Source organism: Streptomyces sp. 147326 (genome assembly GCF_045000215.1).
In the GTDB taxonomy this organism is placed as follows: domain Bacteria; phylum Actinomycetota; class Actinomycetes; order Streptomycetales; family Streptomycetaceae; genus Streptomyces.
On sequence record NZ_CP134201.1, the window covers coordinates 8428747 to 8449033 of the forward strand.

The window sequence follows — 20287 nt, forward strand, 5'->3', positions numbered from 1 at the left end:
CCGGACTTTCCATGGTGGGGGCCGATGTGTCGTCCAGGGACGGGGAGTGCCGCGGCTCAGGACGAACAGGACGCGTACCGGATGTTCCTGCGGCTGGCGCAGGCCAGCCAGGACCAGCTGAACGCCGGCTGGTTGGCCACCCCTGCAGCGTCCGCGGACGCCGACGTGCGGTGGGTCGACCTCCTGCGCACGTCGATGCCGGAGGGCCTGGTCCGTGACGCGATCCTGGCGTCCCAGGTGTGGCCGGAGATCGCGGCGGCGATGGGCCGCCTCGACGCCCAGGGCATTGACGTCGCCCGGATCCTCACCGACGCCCACCGTGCCGGGGTCGGCGTGGACCAGGCCGTCGCCGCCGTCACCCCCGCCCCCGCCCCGGCGGCGACCGCTCCGGCCTCGACCGCCGCTCCCGCTCCCGCTCCCGCGCCTGCTCCCGCCCCGGCCTCGACCGCCCCGGCGGCGATTGCCGTCGCCGCTCCCGCCCCGGCGGCCGGTGCCGCGGCACCGGGGAGGGACGTGCTGGCCGCGCGCATGGGTGCGGCCGGTGACCCGTGGGCCGCGCCTGCCCGCCGAGTCCCCGCTCCGGCACCCGCTCCGGCTGCCCCGGCCGCTGCGCCCGCGCCCGCCGCTCGCGCTGCTGCGCCGCGGGTGCGGGACGCCGCTGATCCGTGGGCTGCGCCCGCGAGTACGGACGCGAAGCGCTCCTGGGGCCCCCTGACCGAGGGCCGGGACGTCCCCCGCGGCCTCGACCTCGGCGACCGGGCCCGTGCCCTGGAGCAGCTGAGGGTGCACCCGGCCGCGCACTCGCAGATGGTGTCGCTGGTCAGGGACATCCTCCCGGAGCAGGAATCGGACCTCCTGGTCGGCTCACGCCAGTGGCCCCCGCTGGCCGCCCGCATGCAGAACATCCGCGAGAGCGACAGCCCCCACACCGTCGCCCAGCATCTGAACCGCCTGACGGCCGACACCTCCTGGAAGCAGGCCACGGGCACGGCCCTGGTGGGCCGCCTCGTGGACGCCACCCTCCACTCCCTGACCACGCCGCTGCCCGTACGGCCCGCGCCCGTGTCCCGGCTGTGGGTCTTCCCGATGGCGGCCCGCTCCCGCTCCACCACCACCCCCACCTGGCCCCCCGGACAGACGCCACCGCAGCGGCCGCGGCTTCGGCGCGGCCGCGGGGAGTCAATGCCAGCAGGACGGCCGGACGCGGAGCAGCTCGGTCCGCAACACGGGTGTGCCGTCGACCGGTGCCGGGTCCTCCGCGGTCGGCTCGATTCCTCCGGCGGCGGTTTTGTCGAGTGTTGCCAGGCCGTCGGGGCCGACCGTGCCGAACACCGTGTAGTTCGGGCGTAGTGCGGAGTCGCCGTAGACGACGAAGAACTGTGAGCCGTTCGTGTCCGGACCGGCGTTGGCCATCGCCAGCAGGCCGCGCCCGTACAGGCGGCGCGCGCCGGTCGGATCGGTCGGTGCGGGTGGCAAATCCACCGGCAGCTCGTCCTTGTACTTGTACCCGGGCCCTCCCTCACCGGTACCGGTCGGGTCGCCGCACTGCAGGACCTTCAGTGTCGGATACGCCGTCAGACGGTGGCACACCGTTCGGTCGTAGAACCCATGCCGTGCCAGGTGCAGGAAACTCTGGACCGTGCACGGCGCCTTGGCCTGGTCCAAACGCAGCGGGAGCGGACCCTGGCTGGTCGGAACAGCCATGTCAACCGTGCCACGGCTAGGGGTGCGCCGCGGGTCAGGCGGCAGCGGAACATGACGCGCGGGCGGCTCGTCCGGGGTCTGTGTGTACTGGCAAGGACCGTGCGTGGTGCGCGGCGGAGCGCCGTCGGAAGCGGTGGCGGCACTTCCCCCGGACACGACTAACGTCACGGCCGCAAATGCGCTGATCAGTGTTCGGTTCATCTTGCGCGCCCTCCTGATGATCGCCAGGTTTTGGAGCGGTCGCAGTCTAGGGCGTGGTGCGGTCGGCGGGAATGGTCAACGACAGGAGGCCGGCGAGGGGCGCTGGTCTAGGACCGCGGTGGTCGGACCTGGTGGCGGCCGCCGGGCAGCGCCACGGCGGCCTGGTCCTCGACGGCGAGCTCGTAGTCTGGGACGCCGAGGAGAGCCGGCTGTCGTTCCAGGCGTTGCAGCGCCGCCGCCCGCGCCCGCAGCGCCCCGGCCCTGGCGGCTGCCCCTTGACGAGCACGCCGCCGCGACCGAAACGCCGGTCGCCCTATCCCCGGACGGCTCGGTCCACCGCTTCGTCCCGGCACTGGAACACGCGGCGGCGGGCTTCCGCTGGACCTGGTAGCACCCCGGCGCGTCGGGCACCGCAGGATTGGGGGTGGGCTGTTCCGGTGGTCCGTCGGGCGGGTTCGGGGACGCTGCGCGGGGTGCGCGGCGGCTTCACCGGTACAGGGAGATCCTGGGATCCCGTGCGGCGCGGCCGCCTCCACCGTCGTTCGAGCCCGGCCCGCCGGGAAGCTACGGAGACCGATGTCCCCGACCGTCGCCCCCGAAGCCACCGCCACTGCCCTCGTGCGCCGCCCCCAGCTGTGGCTGGCGCCCACGATCCTCACGGGGCTGCTGGCCCTGTTGCTGTCCCTCCTCTACATGGGCGGCATCGTCAATCCCGACGCGGAGCTGCGGGACCTCCCCATCGCCCTGGTCAACGAGGACACGGGCAAGCCGCCGCCAGGGCAGCAGCAGAACCTGGGCGCGCAGATCACCGCCTCCATCGCCGCCGACCCGGCGGGCAGCAAGGCGGACTGGCGCGAGCTGAGCCTCGCGCAGGCGCGGGACCAGCTCGACTCCGGCAAGGTCTACGGCGCCCTGGTGGTTCCCGCCGGATTCACCGACGCCGTCACGGCGCTGCCCACGGCCGCGGCCACCCGCCTGCCGACGCTGACCGTGCTCACCAACCCCGGCAAGGGCAGCCTCGGATCCTCGCTGGCCGGTCAGATCACGACGCAGGCCGCCCACCGCGCGTCCCGCGCGGTCGGAGAACGGCTCACGGCGGCCGCCGGCGCCTCCGCCGCTCCCGCCACGAAGTTGCTGCTCGCCGATCCGGTGGACGTGGTCACACAGGTCGGGCACCCGATCGGCACCCGCAGCGGGCTGGGCCTGACGGCCTTCTACTACACCCTGCTGCTGGTGCTGGCCGGATTCATGGGCGGCAACGTCATCAGCAACGGCGTGGACACCGCCCTCGGCTACGCCGACAACGAGATTGGCCCCTGGCACACGCGCCGCCCGACGGTGCCGATCGATCGTACGCAGACGCTGCTTCTGAAGATGCTGATGACGGCCGGCATCACGCTCGTCAGCACCACGCTGGTGATGGTGGCGTGCGTCGGCATCCTGGGGATGGACGCCTCCCACCTGCCGCTGCTGTGGGTGTACTCGTACTGCGCGGCGCTCGCCGTGGGTCTGGGCGTGCAGGCCATCAACGCCGCGTTCGGTGGCATCGGGCAGCTTGTGTCGATGTTCGTGTTCATCGTGCTGGGGCTGCCCTCGTCGGGCGCGACGGTCCCGCTGCAGGCCGTCCCCGGCTTCTACCGCTTCCTCTCACACTTCGAACCGATGCGTCAGCTCAGCGACGGCGTACGGGCGATCCTCTACTTCGACGCGCGCGGCGACGCCGGCCTCACCCGCTCCTGGATCATGATCGCGCTCGGTACGGTGCTGGCGCTCCTCTTCGGCTTCGCGATGACTGCGTACTACGACCGCAAGGGCCTCAGGCGGCTCACCCCGCAGCCGCCCCGGCCCCAGCCAGTCCAGGACTGACCGGCTTGCCCAGGCGGTTCGGACGTACCGTCGACCACGCACTGGTCGGCCTACGACGGCCGGGCCCGCCGCCCGCGCGTCGAGGCCCTCCGAGCTGTGTGCGCGTGCGGATGGCGCGGAGCTGCGGAGTATCCCCTGGACTGGGCGACGGTCGGCGACCGGCCTCTGTACGAAGCGGACGTCGACCTCGCGGGCATTCATGCTGCCCCCAGCAGTGGCGTTGTGCCTCTCCCGCGCCTATGGCCATACCAGTAGCGTCCTGTAGGCAGACCGTCTACACGCGGGGAGTGTGCGCAGTGCCGTTACGCAAGGACCGGGAAGAGGCCGAGGTCGCGACGAAGGCGAACCGACGCGCAGCGGATCCAGACTGGGGCCAGCGGGTCGCGCCGGAGCTGCGACCGGTCAATCCGGCCATGGCCACGGCCATGCAGCGCTCGGTGGGCAATGCGACGCTCGGGCAGATGATCGCGCGTGGCCCGGCCCGGCCAAGGGTGCCGCACGCCGCTCCCAGTACGCGCAAACGCACCCAGGACGAGGTCGTCGAGCGCGGCGACAGCCCGCCGACCAACCAGCAGAAGACCGAGGCAGGAGCGGCCACCCGGGCCACCCGCAGCGGCAAGGCCGGCGCGACGCCCTCGGTGAAGGGCAAGGAAAGGAGGGTCGAGGAAGAGATCGGCAATCCGACCCTTGTCTTCACCTCCAGCTACGACGGCGACGAGGAGCAGTCGCTGAACGGCAACAACAACATCGGCTTCGGACAGACGGCAACGCTGCGCCGCGCGGACGGGATGCAGACGCCCGCGGCAGACGCGTACGACTTCTGGCAGGAGGTCTCCGACGAAAGCCGCCAAATCGTTCCGGCGTCGGTGAATTACCAGCCCAAGAAGGCCCCCCGCCGCGCCTGGGGCGTGGACGGCCCCTTCCGTCCCCCGTACAACGATGAGGACGGCAACATCATCAAGGCCGCCGACCGGATCACCTTCGTCGACAACCCCGGCTTCTCCACCACCACACGCATGTCGGCCGGCTACTTCCTCGTTGATTACACAGTCCGGTTCCGCTGGAAGGTCCGCAAGAAGCAGGGCGGACGCTTCACCAAGGCCGAGCCGTTCTGGGAGAGCGACGAGATGGTGCACCGCGTTACATCCGCCTTCGACGCGGAAAACCCGGAGGAGGCCGTGCAAGTCAACCACCACGCGGCGGGCAACCGCACCTGGAACGTACAGCTGCCCAACTGACCCGCCGACGCGGCAGCGCGCTCACGCCCCAGAGCGGCAGGGCGTACTTCAGGTCACGTGCACTGACCCCCGCTCCTCGTCGTCGGCCAGGGACGCGATGACGCTGAGGAGGTAGTCCAGGCCGTTGGCGATGGGCGGGACGTTCACCTCGCTGCCGGGCTGCTCCACCGGGCGGAGGTCGGCGATCTTCACGTCGACCTCGGTGAGCTTGGCCGCGGCGCGGTCCTGGAGCCCGGCCCACGGGGCGGCCGTGCCGATGGCGGCGGTCGGAGCGCCGTAGAACGGTTGGCGGGGCTCGCTGGACCGGTCGGGTCAGCCGGGGCTCGGGCCGTCGTCGCTGAGGCTCGAGGGCAGGGCGCCGGTGAGGTAGTGCTGGATGGTGGGGGCGAGGAGGTCGGTGACGGAGGAGGCGGGAAGGGTGGCGATGGCGCCCAGCTGCCAGATGTAGCGGCTCATGATCATGCCGACGATCTGGGTGGAGATGAGGCTGGCCCGCAGGTTGCGTTCGGTGTCGGGCAGGCTGTGGGAGACGACGGCCAGCACGAGTTCGGAGAACAACTGCCGCAGGCGTTGCAGGGCGACGGGTTCCTGGGCGGCGGTGAGGACGATGGAGCGCAGGATCTCGGCGGAGACGGGGTCCTCCCACAGGTTCAGGGCGGCCTGCACGAAGGCGTGCCCCCGGCGGTCCATGGGCTGTTCGGCGGCGGCGGCCACGGCTGCGCCGAACGCCTCGGGGGGTTGCATCACCTCTTCCAGCAGCCCGGTCTTGGTGCGGAAGTAGTAGGTCACGAGGCCGGGGTCGACGCCGGCCTCCTGGGCGACCGACCGGAGTGAGGTCGCGGCGTAGCCGCGTGTGGCGAAGGATCTGCGGGCGACGGCGACGATCTTGTCCGCCTGCTCTCCGCGCTCACCCCGAGGGCCTCGACCAGTCACGCGGCATCACCTTCCGTAACGGTTGGAAGAGAGGGCTTCCCCTCAGCGGGAGTTTCAGCATACGTTGAAATTAGTTTCCACATGTGAGGAAATTGCGAAGGCATTCGTCTCAGACGAGACCCTTGTGACCGTCTTCGGCAACCTGGGCGACCACCCCGAACCCAGGTCCACCCCGAGGCGCCGCAGTCGCCGCGGTTCCGCATCCCGTCCACCCCGCGCACGACCCATGGGCCCACACAACAGCTCACAGGTGCCATTCCAGCCCGCGCCGCACCCGCGCGCGCTACATCGTCCCCGGACAAGGAGTCCTGCCCCCGTGACCCGCACACCCGACGTCGTCACCCCCGACGTTGTTACCCTCGCTTCCCTCGACACTCACCGCCTGATCGTCACCCTTCCGAACCAGGGCCCCGCCGACGTCCGTTCGAACCTCCCGCGCGCCACGGCCGCCGCCATGCTGCGCCGCCTCGCCGACGAGCTCGACGCCGAGCAGCCCCTCGCCGCGCTGCCCGGGGAAGCGTTCGCCACCCTCGCCCAGCAGCTCACCCGCCGCCACCGCCCCGCCGAGGCTGCCCGGCACGCCGCCGACGCCCTAGCCCACCACACCCGCGAGCTCGCCACCATGCTCGCCGCCGCCCTCGACCGAGGCATCCCCGCCGAAGCCCCGTCGGTCGGCCGGTACCTGGTCTCGATGCTGCGCAGCCACGCCGCCGATCGCGGCAGCCCGCCCCGGACCGCCACTGACGATGTCCTCGACCTCGCCGCCGCCCGGCGCGCCCGCCTCACCCGCTGATTGCGATCTCTCGGTTTCGTGACAGTGGGGATGGTCCGCTCTCGTTCATGTCGGGCCGGTCGGGGCCGATGTCGACCCCGCGCCGTGACACCTTCCTGGAACAAGATCTTGCTGCATCCCGCACCCGCCTGTGCCGCGTGATCCGCACCGAGAACACCATGCGGTGACCGTGAGTACCCCTCTGAAGCTTCCCGCCCCGAAGACTGCGCGCCGTCTGCCGCCCGGGCATTGGCAATTGCGGAGGCGATGAGCTGGAACCAGTCTCGCGCCGGGACGGTCCTACGGTGTGTGACCTCGAACCTGCCACGGCGCCGGGGCGAACGGCGCGGCTTACGCCTGTGGCCCGTTGGTGCAGTCCTTGCTCTGTCTTTCACCATCGCGATCACGGTGGCGGCCCTAGTGTTCTTCGCCGGGTGGGACCTGCTTGGAGCCCAGGGCCTAAGGACCGAAACCCGACTTGCGTCGAGCACGCTTTTCGACCTGGTGAAACTGTCGTTTGGCGTGGTCGCCGGTGCTGGTGCGCTGGTGGCGTTGGTCGTGGCCTACCGGCGCCAGCGAGTCGACGAAGACGCTGCCTTGCGCGACGCCACCCGGCTGCACACCGAACGCTTCACCACCGCGGTCTCCCAGCTCGGCGCGGAGTCTGCCGCGGTACGCCTGGGCGGCGTGTACGCCCTGGCAGGCCTCGCCGACGATGCTCCCACCCGCGACTTGCGTCAGACATGCATCGACGTCCTGTGCGCCTACCTCCGCCTGCCCTACACCGCCGAACCCGACTTGCCACCGGGCGACGCGGATGCCCGACACCTGTACCTCTTCCTGCGGGAAGTCCGACACACCGTCATCCGCCTCATCCGCGACCACCTCCGCCTGCCCCTCGAACACCCCAGCTCCTGGCAGGGCCATGACCTGGACTTCACAGGCGTCGTCTTCGACGGAGGGAGCTTCGGCGGCGCGGTCTTCTCCGGCGGCACGGTGCGCTTCGGCCGCGCGGTGTTCCCCAGTCGCACGGTGACCTTCGACGGCGCGGTGCTCTCCGGAGGAACGGTGAGGTTCGACCTCGCGGTGTTCTCAGGCGGCACGGTGTGCTTCGACGACGCGAAGTTCTCCGGAGGCACGGCGAAATTCGACCGTGCGGTCTTCTCTGGCGGCACGGTGAGCTTCGACCGTGCGGTGTTTTCCGGCGGCACGGTGAGCTTTGAGCATTCGGTGTTCTCCGGCGGCACAGTTGACTTCTCCGCCGCACGTGGCGGTCCTCCGTCTGGCCTCGTGCCTTCGAACGGGCAGCCCCTTCCGGCTGGACTACGCATACCTACCCCGTGGAACCCGCCGACGGCCTGACCCCTCACCGTCAAAGGCCCGCTGGGTCACAAAGATTCGCCCCTGGACCGCACCGCGCGCCGCCGGCCGGTCACCGGCGAGGCGGAGGAGGCCGACCGCCGGAGTCCTGCGGGCGTCGATCGAGGCCGAAGCGCGGTGGGCGGCTGAACGTTGCGGCGTGGGAGAAGTCGACGGTGCCACCGCCGAATCGTGCGGGAGGGACCGTGCTGTGCTGGTTCGGGAGATGACGCGCGCCGAAGTTCACGGCGGTGCCGGTGAAGGTCGAGCCGGCGAAATCGACGAGGCCGTCGGCGAACTCGGCGTCTTCGAAACGGACTTCTCCCGCGGCGAAGGCGGCATCCGGGAAGTTCACACGGGCGCCGGTGAGGTCGAGGTCGTACCCCGGCCAGGAGTCGGTCGAGTCGTCTCGCAGATGGGCGGCGATGAGCCGCAGGACGGTCCGCCACTCGTCGGCGAGTCGGGCCATGGCGTACGCGCCCGCCATCCGGGCAGCAGGCTGATCGGTCCCGAGCTGATCGGCTGCTGCGCCGAACCGGTCGGTGAACGCCCTGTCGTGCTCGCGCACCTCACTCGCCTCGTTGAGGTGCTGGCGCCGGTAGTCGACGACCAGGGCCATCACACCGCCGATGCTGGCGGCGACGGCCAGAGCGATCTTGATGCCGTCGTTTCGCGCAGCCGGATTTGAACGCTCGCCCCTCGCCGCCACACCGCCCAGCCCAGAGCCGGCACCGGGGACGAAGAGCGGATTCGAGGCAGTTGCCCGGTAGCTCGAGCCGATCGTGCCTTCGCTTGGGGTGGCTGCCCCCGGGAAAACAGTAGCCATGTACATAGTAGCCATGTACTGTATTTGCTGTGAGTTCAGCAACTGAAGGCGCCACGGCGGGATTTCTGGTCTGGCGCCTGTCGATGAAGTGGCGGGTGGCCGTCGACCGGGCGGTCGCGCCGCTGGGGCTGACCCATGCCCAGTACGTGTTGGTGGCGTCGCTGTACGGCATGGGGCGCTCCGGGCTGCGGCCCAGCCAGCGTGGGCTCGCCGACCACACGGGGCTCGAACCGCTGTACGTGTCCAAGCTCGCCCGGGCCCTGGAGGCCGCCGGACTCGTCGCCCGCACCCGGGACCCCCACGACCCGCGTGCCGTGCAGTTGTCGCTCACCGAGCAGGGGCGCGACGTCGCACGCCGGGCGATCAAGGTGGTCCAGGGCCTGCTGGACCAGTTGCTGGAGCCGCTCGGGGGACAGGACAGCCCGCGCACACGGCAGTTCACCCGCGAGCTGGCGACCCTGCTCGACGCACCTCTTGATCCGTACACCGAGAACGACGAGGAGCAACGATGACCACCACCGCACCCACCGCGGTCAACGCCCGCGTCATAGCCCTGGCGCACCACGCAGGGCGAGCCCTCCTGGAGGACGTGCTGGTCCGCCACGGCGTCACGTTCCACCAGAGCGTGACGCTCCGGGCCGTCGTGGCCGCGGGCGAGTTCATCGGCCGCGACGAGCTCGTCGGCGACGTCAGCGGTTCGCTGAAGACCGACGCGTCGGTCGTCCGCGGAGTGATCGAGGAGCTGACGGCCGCGAAGCTGCTGGAAGAGGACCCGGCGCACGCCTCCCGGATGCGGCTCACGGATGCCGGACGGGAGCTGTACGAAAGCACCTCCGCGGAGAGCGCCGATATCGCCGCCCGGCTGTACGCCGGCATCCCGGCCGAGGACCTTGCGATCGCGGGCCGCGTCTTGGCCCTGGTCACGGAGCGCGCGAACGCCGAGTTGGCCGGAGCTTGAGGCTCGCGCCGGGAGCCACGGGCTCGAAGGGGCGCAGCGTCGGCTAGAGAGTCGCAGATTGCGGTTCCTGAGCCGCAGTTCTGCGGCTTCGACAAGGAACGTGTCGATCCCGCACGACTGCAGAGCGGGATGGACTGCCAGCTGCCACAAAGTGCCGACGCCCACCTGGTAGTCGACGCCCCCCTTCGCCACAGGGACGTCCGTCGCAGGGGCAGACCCGCCAGATCGCGGGCCACAGTTCCGTCGGGCCGGGTGCCCGGGCGGCGGCGTGTGGCAGGGTGCCCGCATGGCCAACGGCGTCTCCTATCCCGTTTTCCGCACGTCCGACCCGGCGTTGGCCCTCGCCACGGCGCGGCGGCTCCTCGCGCTGGGCGAGCGGGAGCACGCGCAGGTGTCGGTGGACGTGGAGCTCTGCACGGTCGCGGAGGTGCTGCGGCTGCGCCGGGCGCTGCCGGACGCCTGGTTCCGTACGGAGAACGACGAGTTCTGGGCGAGGGCCGCCGACGAGCACGCCGACCTGCGAGCCGATGGGCATGCGTCCGAACTCTCCGAGGAGGCGGACGACCTCGTCCCCTGCTCCCGATCGGGGCGTCGATGCTGGATCAGCCCGTCGGCAGCGTCGAGGACGGGTTCGCCGGACTGGTGGGCGAGAACCACGGCACGATCCGCTGGGCGCAGCTCCTCTGGCCGGAGGTACCGGAGCTCGGGTACGGCGGCAGGGTCGAGCACGACGGGGTGACTCTGGTCTTCAACTGCGACGACGCCGGCACCGACCTGCAGGTCGGCGCCCACACCGTGTGCGTCGGCCTCCACCGGATCCGTGACGCGGGGCGGTACACCGCCTGGCTGGCCGAGCAGGTCGGCCGCTCGGTCATCGGCCCGCCGTATCGCTGAGAGCCGTTGGCGAAGGGCCGCCCGGTCGACGTGCGAAGGGCTCCCGGGCGGACCTCCCACCCCAGGCTGCCCTGTCGTCGGCCCAGGCGCTGTGAACACGGCCGTGGCCTGCGCCGAACGGGACGCGTCACCCGGACCAGGTGACACGACTGGTGATCACCACTGATCACGGTTTGAGTGGGGAGCGCGGGCCAGACCGCACTCGCACCCGCAGACCAGACCAGACCACCCGCCCCGACCGACCCCGGTGACCGCATGGAGAACCCCGCAGGGCCCGATTCACCCGTACGACCGCCGGACGGGAGCCCGGCGCCGTCCGGTGACCCGATGCTCACGGCGCGATTCGCCGTTCCGGCCGTGCCGCAGCTCCTCGTGCACCGGCCCGAACTGCTGAAGCGCATGACGACCGGGGCACGGGGGCCGCTCACCCTGGTCAACGGTCCGGCCGGTTCGGGCAAGACGGTGCTCGCCGCCCACTGGGCGGCCGGCGGGCTCGCGCCGGGTCCCCCCGTGTGGCTGACCGTCGAGCCGGGCGACGCTCCCGGCGCACTCTGGGCGTACGTCCTGGAGGCCCTCCACCGGGGCGGGGTGGCGCTGCCGGCCGGGGTGGGCAGGCCCACGCGCGCCGAAGGAGTGACCCGGTCGTTCCTGGTACGTCTGGCGGAGGGGCTGGCCGAGTCGGCGCAGCCCGCCGTCCTCGTGCTCGACCAGTTCGACACGGCCCAGCCGCCCGCGGCGGTGGCGGAGGGCCTGGACTTCGTGCTCCGGCACGCGGCCGGGGGCCTGCGCATCGTGCTCACCGGCCGCACGGACTCGCTCCTTCCGCTGCACCGCTACCGGGCGGCCGGCGAGATCACGGAGATCCGCCAGGCGGACCTCCGGTTCACCCACGAGGATGCCGAGGCGCTGCTGGGCGAGCACCGGCTGGCGGTCTCCCAGGAGGGGATCCGGCTGCTGGTGGAGCGGACCGAGGGGTGGGCGGCGGGGGTGCGCCTGTGCGCCCTGGCCATGCAGCACAGCGCCGACCCGGAAACGTTCCTCCGCCAGTTCGCCGCCGACCGCACGATCATCGCCGACTACCTCCTGAAGGAGGTGCTCGAGGCGCAGCCGCCGCTCACGCAGGACCTGCTGCTGCGGGTCTGTGTCACGGACCGCATCCATCCGGACCTCGCGGACGCGCTGACCGGCCGCGACGACGCCGCCCGGACGCTCGCCGGGCTGGCCCGCGACAATGCGTTCCTGGAACGGATCGACGCATCGGCCTGGTACCGGCTGCATCCGCTGTTCGCCGAAGTCCTGCGCGCGCACCTCCGGCAGCGCCGTCCCGGTCTCGAACCCCGGCTGCACGGGCGGGCGGCGCGCTGGCTGGCCCGCACCGGCCGGCTCACGGAAGCAGTCGTCCAGGGCGCGGCGGCCGGTGACTGGGAGTTCGCGGCGGCGCACGTGGTCGACGGCCTTGCGATCGGCCGGCTCTTCACCGGCCTGGAGGCGGATCAGCTGGGCCGGGTGTTCGCCGGCATGCCGGCCGATCGGCCGGGTACGGCTCCCGCACTGGTCGGCGCGGCCTGCCGGCTGGCCGAACAGGACCTCGCGGGATGCGAGGCCGGGCTGCGGCGGGCGGACGCGTACCCGGGCCGGGATTCCGGTCCGGCGGCGAGGCTGGCCCGCGCCTTCGTCGGCGTACTCGCAGGGCGGCTGGCGGACGACCTGACGGCCACCGAACGGGCGGCAGCCGACGTCGAGCGCGTGCTCCCGGAGCTGCCGCCGCACCTGCTCGCCGAGCGTCCCGAGATCCGCGCCCTGGTGCTGGCCGCCCTCGGCGCGGCCGAGCTCGGCGCCGGACACCTGGACCGCGCGGTGTCCGTCCTCACCTCCGCCGTCGATGTGTGCGGGAAGCCCGGTACGGAGTACCCGCTCTGCGACGCGCTCGGCTCACTGGCCCTGGCCGAGCTGATGCGCGGCCGACTGCGGCAGGCGGTCGCGCACGCCCGCGCCTCGCTCGCCGCGGCCGAGCAGTACGCACTGCCGACCGAGCGCCGGACCGGTGCCGGTCACCTGGCCCTCGCGGCCGTGGCCGTGCAGCAGGACGACCTGGTGGCCGCCCGCTGCCACCTCGACCTGGCGAGCTCGGAGGCGGGGCCCCGTCCGGAGCCCGTGGCCGCGGTCCTGGCCGCCGTCACCGGCGCCGGGATCGCGGCGGCCGAGGGCGACGCGCAGGCCGCGCTGGCCGCGCTCCGCGTGCTGCGGACGGCGGGGGCGCCGGTACGGCTGCATTCCTGGTCGGTGGCCGGGCTGACCGTGGCCGAGTCGGCCGTACACCTGGCACGTGGTGACGCCGCCGCGGCCCTCCAGGTCCTGGACGCCGTGGAGGGCGCAGAGGGCGTAGAGGGCGAGTGCGGCGACCGGCCGGAACAGGTGCTCGCCCGGGCCCGCGCCCTGCTGGCCGCCGGCCACGGGGACCGAGCGACGGCGGCGCTCGCGGGCATGCCGGCGGACGACGGCGTGGCGGCGCCGGTGCGGGCACGGGCGCGCCTGCTCCAGGCGGAGATCGCCGCGGCGGACGGCGACCCCGAGGAGGCCCGACGGCGGCTGGGGGAGGCGCTGGGGCTCGCCCGGCCGGAGGGACTGCGCCGGATGTTCACGGAGAGCGGCCCCTGGGTGCGCCGGATCCTGCGCCGGGACCCGCAGCTGGCCCGGCTGCACGGCTGGCTGCACTCCCGCACCCCGGTACGGGGGCCGGCGTCGACGGCCGGCGGGCAGCAGCCGCCCGTGGTGGAGCCGCTGAGCGGGCGGGAGACCGAGGTGCTGCGCAAGGCCGCCGAGCTGCTGTCCACCGAGGAGATCGCGGCCGAGCTGTACCTCTCGGCCAACACGGTGAAGACCCACCTGAAGAGCATCTACCGCAAGCTCTCCGTCACCCGGCGCAGCGAGGCCGTCCACCGGGCGCAGGACCTCGGGATGCTGTGACGCCGGGACGCTGTGGCGCCGGGACGCCGGGACGCTGTGGCGCCGGGACGCCGGGACGCCGGGACGCCGGGACGCCGGGACGCCGGGATGTTGTGACGCTGTGACGTCGGGCTCGGCGGCGGCGGGTGCGCCCGGCCTTCTCGCCCGTACCGGGCGATGCCGAGCCACCGGGCGAGGACCGACGATGGGGAGTGAAGGCCAGGAGCGGGCCGGGCAGCCGTCCCAGTCCCACCCCCCGACGCCTTCGTTCCGAGAGGAGTGAGTGCTCTCATGCGCTACGAATTCCGCGTCTCGGGCGTCGTGCCGGACGCGCTCGCCGCGAACTTCCCCGAGCTCGCCCGGATCCCCGTTCGGGAGCAGACCCTCCTGCACGGCAGCGTGGCCGACGAGGCCCACCTGTACGGGCTGCTCACGCGCTTCCAGTCCCTGGGCCTGCGGGTCCTCGAAATGCGCCAGCTGCCGGCCTGATGCCGCACGCGCTCCCGGGGGAGCGAAGACCACCCGCTTCGGGTGATCACAAGAACCCGTCCGCCGGACGACACTGCGATGTGGGCGCCGATGCCTGTGACCCGGCCGAGCCGGAGCAGGACGGTCCGGCGCCGTACCGCCATCTGTGAGGTGAATTCCATGGGTCAGCCGACACCGACCGGGGGGAACTGGAACACCGGCCCTGCGCCGGGCAACGCGCCGCCGTTCCCCGGCAGCGAACACGATGGTGCGGGGAGCACGGGCACGCTCTTCGCCGCGGTCCTCCTCCTCGTGACCGGGTGCCTTGCGATCTTCCAGGGCATCGCGGCCATCGCCAATGACGACGTCTACGCGCGCATCGGCAACTACGTCTTCGAATTCGACCTGACGGCATGGGGCTGGATCCATCTCGTCCTCGGCATCATCGTCGTGCTCACCGGAGTGGGCCTGATCGCCGGCTCGAACGTGGCCCGGGGCGCGGGCATCGCCCTCGCCAGCCTCAGCGTGATCGTCAACTTCATGTGGCTGCCGTACCAGCCCTGGTGGTCCATCATCATCATCGCGATCGACGTGTTCATCATCTGGGCCCTGTGCACGAGTTGGACGCACTCGACCGCGCCGGAGTGACACGCGGGAACGCGCCACCACAGGGACGGCCCCGCCGCTTCGGCGGCGGGGCACGGCGCGCCTCAGCGACCTTGCTCCGGAGGGGTCGCGGGGCGCGCCAGTTCGTCGTGGAGCAGCCGGCCGAGCAGCGCGCCGCCGAACACGACGACGCCGACGCCGACGAGCCAGGACTGGATGACGAGGACGGTTCCGAAGGGCCCGTACGTGACGGCGCTGGACGCGATCAGCGGCGAGAAGACCAGGCGGGAGAAGACCCGGAGCCCGAACAGCCCGAGCATGGTGGCCACCGCCCCGGGCAGCAGGGCCGTCCAGGGGATCCGGCCGGCGAGCAGCAGCCGCTGGGACCACCAGAAGAACAGGGTGCCGATCGCGACCGTGACGAAGCCGCGGGCAGGGGAGTGGCGCCACGGCGGGGAGATCGCCGACAGGTAGAGGACACCGATCAGCACGGCGAGCCACAGGACGTGCCGCCACCGGGCCCACCAGCGGGCCGGAGGCAGGCCCCAGAGCTTCTCGTAGCCGCTCTGCAGCAGCGTGCCGAAGGACAGCCCGAACACGGTGAGCAGGGCGAGACCGAACGCCGTCGTGGTCCGCCACACCTGGCCGGGCAGGGCGAAGAGCTGCTTGATCTCCGCCATGGCGGGTGCCGACACGCCGAGCCCGTCGCCGAGCCACTGGGCGAACCCCTGACCGCCCGTGGCGTCCGCAGCGGACACGACGACGAGCAGGGGGACCAGGGTCAGGAACCCGAGCGCGGCGAACCCCAGGGAGCGCTGCCACAGTTGCAGCTCCCGAACGTGCCCCCAGCGGCGCCCGGCCCGCACCCGGCGGATCGTGCTGCCCAGCCGGCCGGCCAACGACGGCTGGCCGGGCCCCTCGGATCCGCTCGTCCCCATGGCTGCTCCAGCTGGTGCATTTCCCACCGTAGGACTTACCGGCCGGGGACTCCAGCCGTGCCGGAGCGCGGATCCGGGCGGGGCCTCGGGACGCGCCCGCCCGCATCGCGCCGGTCAGGAATCGGCCACGTTCCTCGCGAGGGCGTCCACCACATCGCTCAGCCTCCCGCGGCGCCGGTGGGCGGCGCGCTGCCTGGCGGCGCCGCCTCCCGTGGCGCGCAGCCGGTCGAGCAGGGTGTCGACGAGGAGCAGGTCGTCCGAGGCGCGGAGCCCGGGTGCGGCCCGCTCGCGCAGCCGGTCGACCAGATCCCAGGCCGGGACGCGCGCCCCGCCGAACGGATCCAGTCCGTCACCGTCCAGACCGTGCAGGGCCGCGAGCCGGTGCGCCTCCCGCAGCCTTCCGCACTCGACGCACGGGGCCGGCCGGCCCTCGTCGATCTCCGGCCGCACGGTGGCGGCGAGCCCCCGTACGAGTGCCGCCAACAGGATGACGGTGTCGAGATCGGAGTTCACGTCGGCGACACGGATCTCGAGCGTCGGCACGTGTTCGGAGGGCCGTGCGTACCAATAGATCATCCGTCGGTCCAGGAGGGCTCCGCACCGTACGAGGGCGTCGGCGATGCGCTCGTAGGCCCCTTCGTCCAGAACGGGGGCGGGTCCCACCGTGGGCCAGCGGGCGTGCTCGACCGCCCGCCAGCTCGCGTACCCGGTGTCCCGGCCGCGGTCGAAGGGGGAGTTGGCGGCGAGCGCCTGCAGGACGGGCAGCCAGGGGCGGATCCGGTTGGAGAGCTCCAGGGCCTGGGCCCGGTCCGCCACGCCGATGTGCACGTGGCAGCCGCACACCACCTGGTCGCGGGCCCCGATGGCCGACGCGAAGCGGGTGGCCATCCTCCGGTAGCGGTCGTCGGGCGTGATGGTCAGCGGACGCTCCGGAGGGATCACCGGTGTTCCGGAGGCCAGGAGCAGGCACTGCTCGCCGTCGGCGGCCCTCCGGAGCTCCCGCCGCAGCTCGGCCAGACCGGCGCCCAGCTCGGCCGCGCTCGTGGTCGGCCTGGTGCACACCTCGACCTGCGCGGTGTAGAACTCCGGCTGGACCAGCGCGCCCAGTCTGCGCGCCGCGGCCGCGATGACGAGCGGTCCCCGGCCCACCGGGGCGCGGCTGTGGCGGTCCACGAGGATGAACTCCTCCTCCACCCCCATGGTCAGCCGACCGGCGGTGGTGCGCGGTGCTCCCGACGGGCGCATGGCCTGCGTACCCGCGGTCACGGCGATTTCGGCTGGAACGGAAAGTAGTCCGTGTGCCGGCCGGAAGGGATCACCGAATAGCTGGCTTCCGGCAGCTCGTTCCAGACGCCGGGCAGGTCACCGAGGGGTTCAGACACCACGATCCGCGTCTCGTCGGAGACCTCGCGGAGGTAGTCCAGTTCCGGATAGAGATGGCGGACGGTGTCGGCCCTGCTGCTGTAGTACAGCGACCGGGACCGGCCCTGGCTGGAATACCTGAACGCCCACACCCGCTCGCCGTCGCTCACCGCGACCGTCATCTGCAGCGGATTCGGCACCCCGTGTTGCCTTCCGAGGTCCTCGACCAGGCCCGCCATGCGGGCCACGGCGCCGGGGACGTCCTGGTCGAGGCCGAACGTGACCGCCAGGTAGAACATCACCTCGCTGTCCGTGGAGCCCTCGATGGAGGGGAAGAGCGCCGGGTCGACCGCCATGCAGAGGTCCCGCTGCAGCCGGTGGAAGTCCGTGACCGCGCCGTTGTGCATCCACAGCCAGCGACCGTGACGGAAAGGGTGGCAGTTGGTCTGCTGGATCGCCGAGCCCGTCGAGGCACGGACGTGCGCGAAGAACAGGCTGGAGCGCACGTGAGCGGCGAGCTCACGCAAATTGCGGTTGTTCCAGGCGGGACCGATGTCACGGAAGACCGCCGGCGTGCCGTCGTCGTTCCCGCTGTACCAGCCGATGCCGAAACCGTCGCCATTGGTCGACTCGACGCCCATCCGCGAGCGGAGGCTCTGGTTGATCAGCGAGTGTTCCGGCCGGTAGAGCACGGCATCGAGCAGCATCGGCGAACCCAGGTACGCGAGCCAGCGACACATGCCACATCTCCTTCTCGGCCTCCTCCGAGCCTAATGCCGCGGGTGTCCCGGTTCGCGCCGGCGAACCGCCGACGGGGCAGGACGCGACCCGCACGGGCGCGGACCGGGGCAGGAACGTTCCGCACGCATACGGCTACGGATGGTGGCGTAAGAGTGATGCCGGGGGACCGGCGGCGGCGTCGGCATGCGAGCGGCGGCTCCAGTGCCCAGGATGGGTGGGATCCGCCCCCCGTGCCCTTAGGAGCCCCTGATGCTGGAGCGCAAGCTGCGCAAGGACCGTACCCAGGTGACCTTCGTCCTCCCCGCGGACAGTCCGGCCGGGACGGTGAGTGTGGTGGGCGACTTCAACGATTGGCAGCCCGGGGTCCACACCCTGCGGCCGCGCAAGGACGGCAAGCGGGCGGTCACCGTCGAGCTGCCGAACGAGAGCACGCACTGCTTCCGCTACCTGGCGGCCGGTGACTACTGGTTCAACGACGAGAGCGCGGGAGACCAGGAAGGCCCCAACAGCCGTCTGCACACCTGACGGGATCGGTCAGGAATCGAGAAGCACCGGTGGGGGAGCGGCGCCTAGCGTGACGGGTATGACTTCCATCGAATCCGTCACCCTCGAGGTGGCCGACCTCACGGCCGCCGACCGCTTCTACACCGCCTTCGGTCTGGGCACGCAGGTGAGCCTGCGTGCCTCGGACGCGCCGACGACCGGCTTCCGCGGGTTCGCGCTGTCGCTCACCGTGGCCCAGCCGGCCGATGTCAACGCCTTCGTCGGCGCCGCCCTCGACGCCGGCGCGACGACGCTCAAGCCCGCCTCGAAGTCGTTCTGGGGCTACGGCGGCGTCGTACGGGCCCCGGACGGGACGATCCTGAAGGTCGCGAGCTCGGCGAAGAAGGACACCGGCCCGGCCACCCGGGACATCGAGCAGATCGTCCTCCTGCTGGGAGCCGCGGACGTGGCCGAGAGCAGGAAGTTCTACGTCGGCCAGGGCCTCGTGGTGGCGAAGAGCTATGGCCGCAAGTACGTCGAGTTCGCCGCCGGTCAGGGCCCCGTCAAGCTGGCCCTGTACGGGCACCGCGCCCTCGCCAAGGACGTCGGCGTCCCCGCCGACGGCACAGGATCGCACCGTCTCGTCCTCGGCGGCGGTGCCAGGGCCTTCACCGACCCGGACGGGTACGCCTGGGAGACCGTCGCCACCCCGGCGGCGGCCGCCTGATCCGTCACCGACGCGGGTGGCGGGTGGGACCAGCGGTCACGGGACCCGTTCCGTGGCCGGGCTCGCGCCACATCGTCCAGAGGGTCGGGCCGCCGTCCGGCAGCCGGATCTCGCGCGTGACGCGGAAGCCGAACCGTTCGTAGAAGGGGACGTTCGAGGCCTTGCTGGACTCCAGGTAGGCGGGCTCCCCGAGCCCGTCGCAGTGCGCCAGTTGCTCCCGCACCAGGGCCGAGCCGATACCCGCTCCCTGGAGCGCGGGGTCCGTCCCCAGGGTCGGCAGATACCAGTGCGGCGCGTCCGGGTGGATCTCGTGCAGGGCGTTCTGGACGTCCGCCGCCCTCGGCAGCCCGCGTACGCCGAAGGCGCGCACGTAGTGCGGCATGGCGGCCAGCTCCTGCACGGCGGAGCTCTTCCAGCGGCCGGGCCCCGACCACAACGCGGCGGCCAGGAGCCGGCCGCCGACGGTCGCGGCCACCCGGACACCGCCGGCCCGCGGCCGCTGCTGCAGCTGGGCCAGCCTGAAGTAGACGGCGATCCGGCGCTCCTGGTCGGCGTGGCCGGGGATCATCCACGTCATGACCGGGTCGTCGGCGAAGGCGCGGGCCAGGAGCGTGGCGACGGCCCGCGCTTCGGTTGGCCGCGCGCACCGGATCCCGTATCCGGAGGAAGGTGGCGCTGTACGTGCGTTCATGCGGTCACGGTAGGCAGCGGTCCCGGGCCGCCCCTGCCGTCCGTCGACGGACACGCCGGACGGATCACCCACCGTCGTGCGGGTATTCGTTGGCCTGCGTACGGCCCGGCTGCTTGGATGCGGGCATGAACAGTGCCCTTCCGCCCGGTTATGAAATCTCCACCGCCCCCGAGCGCCTCGATCACGCGCTGATACACCAGTGGCTGTCGAAGGACGCCTACTGGGCCCTCGGCCGGCCCCGGGAGAAGCAGGACCTGGCCATTGCCGAGTCCCTGAACTTCGGCCTCTACGACAGTGCGTCCGGTGCGCAGGCCGGCTACGCGCGGGTGGTCACCGACCGGACCACCTTCGCCTGGCTCTGCGACGTCTACATCGAACCCACCGTACGCGGCAAGGGCCTGGGCACCGCCCTGGTGAGTGCCGTCAGGGAGCACCTCGCCCCGTACGGGCTGCGCCGTATCCTGCTGGCCACCGCAGACGCCCACGCGGTCTACGCCGAGGTGGGATTCGAACCGCTGGGAGAGCCGGCGAAGTGGATGGTGCTCGGCGAGCAGTGAGCGCCGGCGCCCCGTCG

21 protein-coding genes and 2 pseudogenes are annotated in these 20287 nt (G+C 72.1%); 14 read left to right on the top strand and 9 right to left on the bottom strand.

Annotated elements, in window-relative coordinates; all coding sequences use genetic code 11:
• Nucleotides 1-24 precede the first annotated feature (24 nt).
• Nucleotides 25-1350, top strand: a complete 1326-nt coding sequence (locus RIU97_RS38970) for a hypothetical protein (RefSeq protein WP_404962195.1) — start codon at nucleotides 25-27, stop codon at nucleotides 1348-1350.
• On the opposite strand, the pseudogene RIU97_RS38975 reads toward RIU97_RS38970, so the two are convergent.
• Nucleotides 1300-1905, bottom strand: a pseudogene (locus tag RIU97_RS38975) (peptidylprolyl isomerase); the annotation flags it as partial. The gene RIU97_RS38970 and the pseudogene RIU97_RS38975 sit on opposite strands and share 51 nt — an antisense overlap.
• Before the next feature lie 576 nt (nucleotides 1906-2481).
• Between RIU97_RS38975 and RIU97_RS38980 the strand changes: the two are divergent.
• Both RIU97_RS38980 and RIU97_RS38985 read left to right on the top strand, forming a co-directional pair.
• A complete protein-coding gene (locus RIU97_RS38980) occupies nucleotides 2482-3771 on the top strand; it encodes a YhgE/Pip domain-containing protein (RefSeq protein WP_404962196.1) in 1290 nt (429 codons plus the stop codon).
• A gap of 296 nt (nucleotides 3772-4067) precedes the next feature.
• Nucleotides 4068-5009, top strand: a complete 942-nt coding sequence (locus RIU97_RS38985; protein WP_404962197.1) for a hypothetical protein — start codon at nucleotides 4068-4070, stop codon at nucleotides 5007-5009.
• Between the two features lie 48 nt (nucleotides 5010-5057).
• Here RIU97_RS38985 and RIU97_RS38990 read toward each other — a convergent pair whose 3' ends face one another.
• Both RIU97_RS38990 and RIU97_RS38995 read right to left on the bottom strand, forming a co-directional pair.
• On the bottom strand, nucleotides 5058-5201 hold the full coding sequence (locus RIU97_RS38990; RefSeq protein WP_404962198.1) for a hypothetical protein: 144 nt from the start codon (nucleotides 5199-5201) through the stop codon (nucleotides 5058-5060).
• Between the two features lie 120 nt (nucleotides 5202-5321).
• A complete protein-coding gene (locus tag RIU97_RS38995) occupies nucleotides 5322-5942 on the bottom strand; it encodes a TetR family transcriptional regulator (RefSeq protein WP_404962199.1) in 621 nt (206 codons plus the stop codon).
• Nucleotides 5943-6258: 316 nt separating this feature from the next.
• Between RIU97_RS38995 and RIU97_RS39000 the strand changes: the two genes are divergently transcribed.
• On the top strand, nucleotides 6259-6735 hold the full coding sequence (locus RIU97_RS39000) for a hypothetical protein (RefSeq protein WP_404962200.1): 477 nt from the start codon (nucleotides 6259-6261) through the stop codon (nucleotides 6733-6735).
• Nucleotides 6736-7023: 288 nt separating this feature from the next.
• Entirely contained in the window at nucleotides 7024-8076 is a 1053-nt protein-coding gene (locus tag RIU97_RS39005) for a pentapeptide repeat-containing protein (protein WP_404962201.1), read from the top strand.
• Between the two features lie 70 nt (nucleotides 8077-8146).
• On the opposite strand, the gene RIU97_RS39010 is transcribed toward RIU97_RS39005, so the two are convergent.
• Nucleotides 8147-8941, bottom strand: a complete 795-nt coding sequence (locus tag RIU97_RS39010) for a hypothetical protein (protein WP_404962202.1) — start codon at nucleotides 8939-8941, stop codon at nucleotides 8147-8149.
• Here RIU97_RS39010 and RIU97_RS39015 point away from each other — a divergent pair.
• Both RIU97_RS39015 and RIU97_RS39020 read left to right on the top strand, forming a co-directional pair.
• A complete protein-coding gene (locus RIU97_RS39015; protein ID WP_404962203.1) occupies nucleotides 8929-9411 on the top strand; it encodes a MarR family winged helix-turn-helix transcriptional regulator in 483 nt (160 codons plus the stop codon). The genes RIU97_RS39010 and RIU97_RS39015 overlap by 13 nt on opposite strands.
• The gene (locus RIU97_RS39020; RefSeq protein WP_404962204.1) at nucleotides 9408-9857 is read left to right on the top strand and encodes a MarR family transcriptional regulator; all 450 of its coding nucleotides are present in this window, start codon (nucleotides 9408-9410) and stop codon (nucleotides 9855-9857) included. The genes RIU97_RS39015 and RIU97_RS39020 overlap by 4 nt, the downstream gene beginning before the upstream one ends.
• A gap of 50 nt (nucleotides 9858-9907) precedes the next feature.
• On the opposite strand, the pseudogene RIU97_RS39025 reads toward RIU97_RS39020, so the two are convergent.
• Nucleotides 9908-10067 (bottom strand): annotated as a pseudogene (locus RIU97_RS39025) (GNAT family N-acetyltransferase); the annotation flags it as partial.
• 384 nt (nucleotides 10068-10451) lie between these two features.
• Here RIU97_RS39025 and RIU97_RS39030 point away from each other — a divergent pair.
• The 4 genes from RIU97_RS39030 (at nucleotide 10452) to RIU97_RS39045 (ending at nucleotide 14813) form a co-directional block, all read left to right on the top strand.
• Nucleotides 10452-10751 carry a hypothetical protein gene (locus tag RIU97_RS39030; protein ID WP_404962205.1) on the top strand — a complete coding sequence of 100 codons (300 nt, stop codon included), beginning with the start codon at nucleotides 10452-10454 and terminating at the stop codon, nucleotides 10749-10751.
• 327 nt (nucleotides 10752-11078) lie between these two features.
• Nucleotides 11079-13718: a LuxR C-terminal-related transcriptional regulator gene (locus tag RIU97_RS39035; RefSeq protein WP_404962206.1), complete on the top strand. Its 2640-nt coding sequence runs from the start codon at nucleotides 11079-11081 to the stop codon at nucleotides 13716-13718.
• 270 nt (nucleotides 13719-13988) lie between these two features.
• Nucleotides 13989-14186, top strand: a complete 198-nt coding sequence (locus tag RIU97_RS39040; protein ID WP_404962207.1) for a hypothetical protein — start codon at nucleotides 13989-13991, stop codon at nucleotides 14184-14186.
• Nucleotides 14187-14345: 159 nt separating this feature from the next.
• On the top strand, nucleotides 14346-14813 hold the full coding sequence (locus tag RIU97_RS39045; protein ID WP_404962208.1) for a hypothetical protein: 468 nt from the start codon (nucleotides 14346-14348) through the stop codon (nucleotides 14811-14813).
• Nucleotides 14814-14875: 62 nt separating this feature from the next.
• On the opposite strand, the gene RIU97_RS39050 is transcribed toward RIU97_RS39045, so the two are convergent.
• From RIU97_RS39050 to RIU97_RS39060, 3 genes are all read right to left on the bottom strand, one after another.
• A complete protein-coding gene (locus RIU97_RS39050; RefSeq protein ID WP_404962209.1) occupies nucleotides 14876-15709 on the bottom strand; it encodes a ribonuclease BN in 834 nt (277 codons plus the stop codon).
• Nucleotides 15710-15823: 114 nt separating this feature from the next.
• Complete coding sequence (locus tag RIU97_RS39055) at nucleotides 15824-16975, bottom strand: glutamate--cysteine ligase (RefSeq protein ID WP_404962210.1); 1152 nt, start codon at nucleotides 16973-16975, stop codon at nucleotides 15824-15826.
• Nucleotides 16972-17811 (bottom strand): class II glutamine amidotransferase, encoded by an 840-nt coding sequence (locus RIU97_RS39060; RefSeq protein ID WP_404962211.1) that lies wholly within the window; start codon nucleotides 17809-17811, stop codon nucleotides 16972-16974. The genes RIU97_RS39055 and RIU97_RS39060 overlap by 4 nt, the downstream gene beginning before the upstream one ends.
• Before the next feature lie 250 nt (nucleotides 17812-18061).
• Between RIU97_RS39060 and RIU97_RS39065 the strand changes: the two genes are divergently transcribed.
• Complete coding sequence (locus RIU97_RS39065) at nucleotides 18062-18337, top strand: isoamylase early set domain-containing protein (RefSeq protein ID WP_327412004.1); 276 nt, start codon at nucleotides 18062-18064, stop codon at nucleotides 18335-18337.
• Nucleotides 18338-18395: 58 nt separating this feature from the next.
• Nucleotides 18396-19022 carry a glyoxalase gene (locus RIU97_RS39070; RefSeq protein ID WP_404962212.1) on the top strand — a complete coding sequence of 209 codons (627 nt, stop codon included), beginning with the start codon at nucleotides 18396-18398 and terminating at the stop codon, nucleotides 19020-19022.
• A 4-nt stretch (nucleotides 19023-19026) separates the two neighbouring features.
• Here the strand turns inward: RIU97_RS39070 and RIU97_RS39075 are convergent, their stop codons facing one another.
• Complete coding sequence (locus tag RIU97_RS39075; protein WP_404962213.1) at nucleotides 19027-19713, bottom strand: GNAT family N-acetyltransferase; 687 nt, start codon at nucleotides 19711-19713, stop codon at nucleotides 19027-19029.
• A 125-nt stretch (nucleotides 19714-19838) separates the two neighbouring features.
• Between RIU97_RS39075 and RIU97_RS39080 the strand changes: the two genes are divergently transcribed.
• A complete protein-coding gene (locus tag RIU97_RS39080; protein WP_404962214.1) occupies nucleotides 19839-20270 on the top strand; it encodes a GNAT family N-acetyltransferase in 432 nt (143 codons plus the stop codon).
• The last annotated feature ends 17 nt before the right edge of the window (nucleotides 20271-20287 follow it).

What these genes read in the sequence shown, in the direction of transcription:
- RIU97_RS39020 (WP_404962204.1), top strand. Translation starts at nt 9,408, where the DNA reads ATGACCACCACCGCACCCACCGCGGTCAACGCCCGCGTCATAGCCCTG.
- RIU97_RS38980 (WP_404962196.1), top strand. Translation starts at nt 2,482, where the DNA reads ATGTCCCCGACCGTCGCCCCCGAAGCCACCGCCACTGCCCTCGTGCGC.
- RIU97_RS39030 (WP_404962205.1), top strand. Translation starts at nt 10,452, where the DNA reads ATGCTGGATCAGCCCGTCGGCAGCGTCGAGGACGGGTTCGCCGGACTG.
- RIU97_RS39060 (WP_404962211.1), bottom strand. Translation starts at nt 17,811, where the DNA reads ATGTGTCGCTGGCTCGCGTACCTGGGTTCGCCGATGCTGCTCGATGCC.
- RIU97_RS39050 (WP_404962209.1), bottom strand. Translation starts at nt 15,709, where the DNA reads ATGGGGACGAGCGGATCCGAGGGGCCCGGCCAGCCGTCGTTGGCCGGC.
- RIU97_RS39040 (WP_404962207.1), top strand. Translation starts at nt 13,989, where the DNA reads ATGCGCTACGAATTCCGCGTCTCGGGCGTCGTGCCGGACGCGCTCGCC.
- RIU97_RS39070 (WP_404962212.1), top strand. Translation starts at nt 18,396, where the DNA reads ATGACTTCCATCGAATCCGTCACCCTCGAGGTGGCCGACCTCACGGCC.
- RIU97_RS39045 (WP_404962208.1), top strand. Translation starts at nt 14,346, where the DNA reads ATGGGTCAGCCGACACCGACCGGGGGGAACTGGAACACCGGCCCTGCG.
- RIU97_RS39035 (WP_404962206.1), top strand. Translation starts at nt 11,079, where the DNA reads ATGCTCACGGCGCGATTCGCCGTTCCGGCCGTGCCGCAGCTCCTCGTG.
- RIU97_RS38970 (WP_404962195.1), top strand. Translation starts at nt 25, where the DNA reads ATGTGTCGTCCAGGGACGGGGAGTGCCGCGGCTCAGGACGAACAGGAC.
- RIU97_RS39080 (WP_404962214.1), top strand. Translation starts at nt 19,839, where the DNA reads ATGAACAGTGCCCTTCCGCCCGGTTATGAAATCTCCACCGCCCCCGAG.
- RIU97_RS39075 (WP_404962213.1), bottom strand. Translation starts at nt 19,713, where the DNA reads ATGAACGCACGTACAGCGCCACCTTCCTCCGGATACGGGATCCGGTGC.
- RIU97_RS39065 (WP_327412004.1), top strand. Translation starts at nt 18,062, where the DNA reads ATGCTGGAGCGCAAGCTGCGCAAGGACCGTACCCAGGTGACCTTCGTC.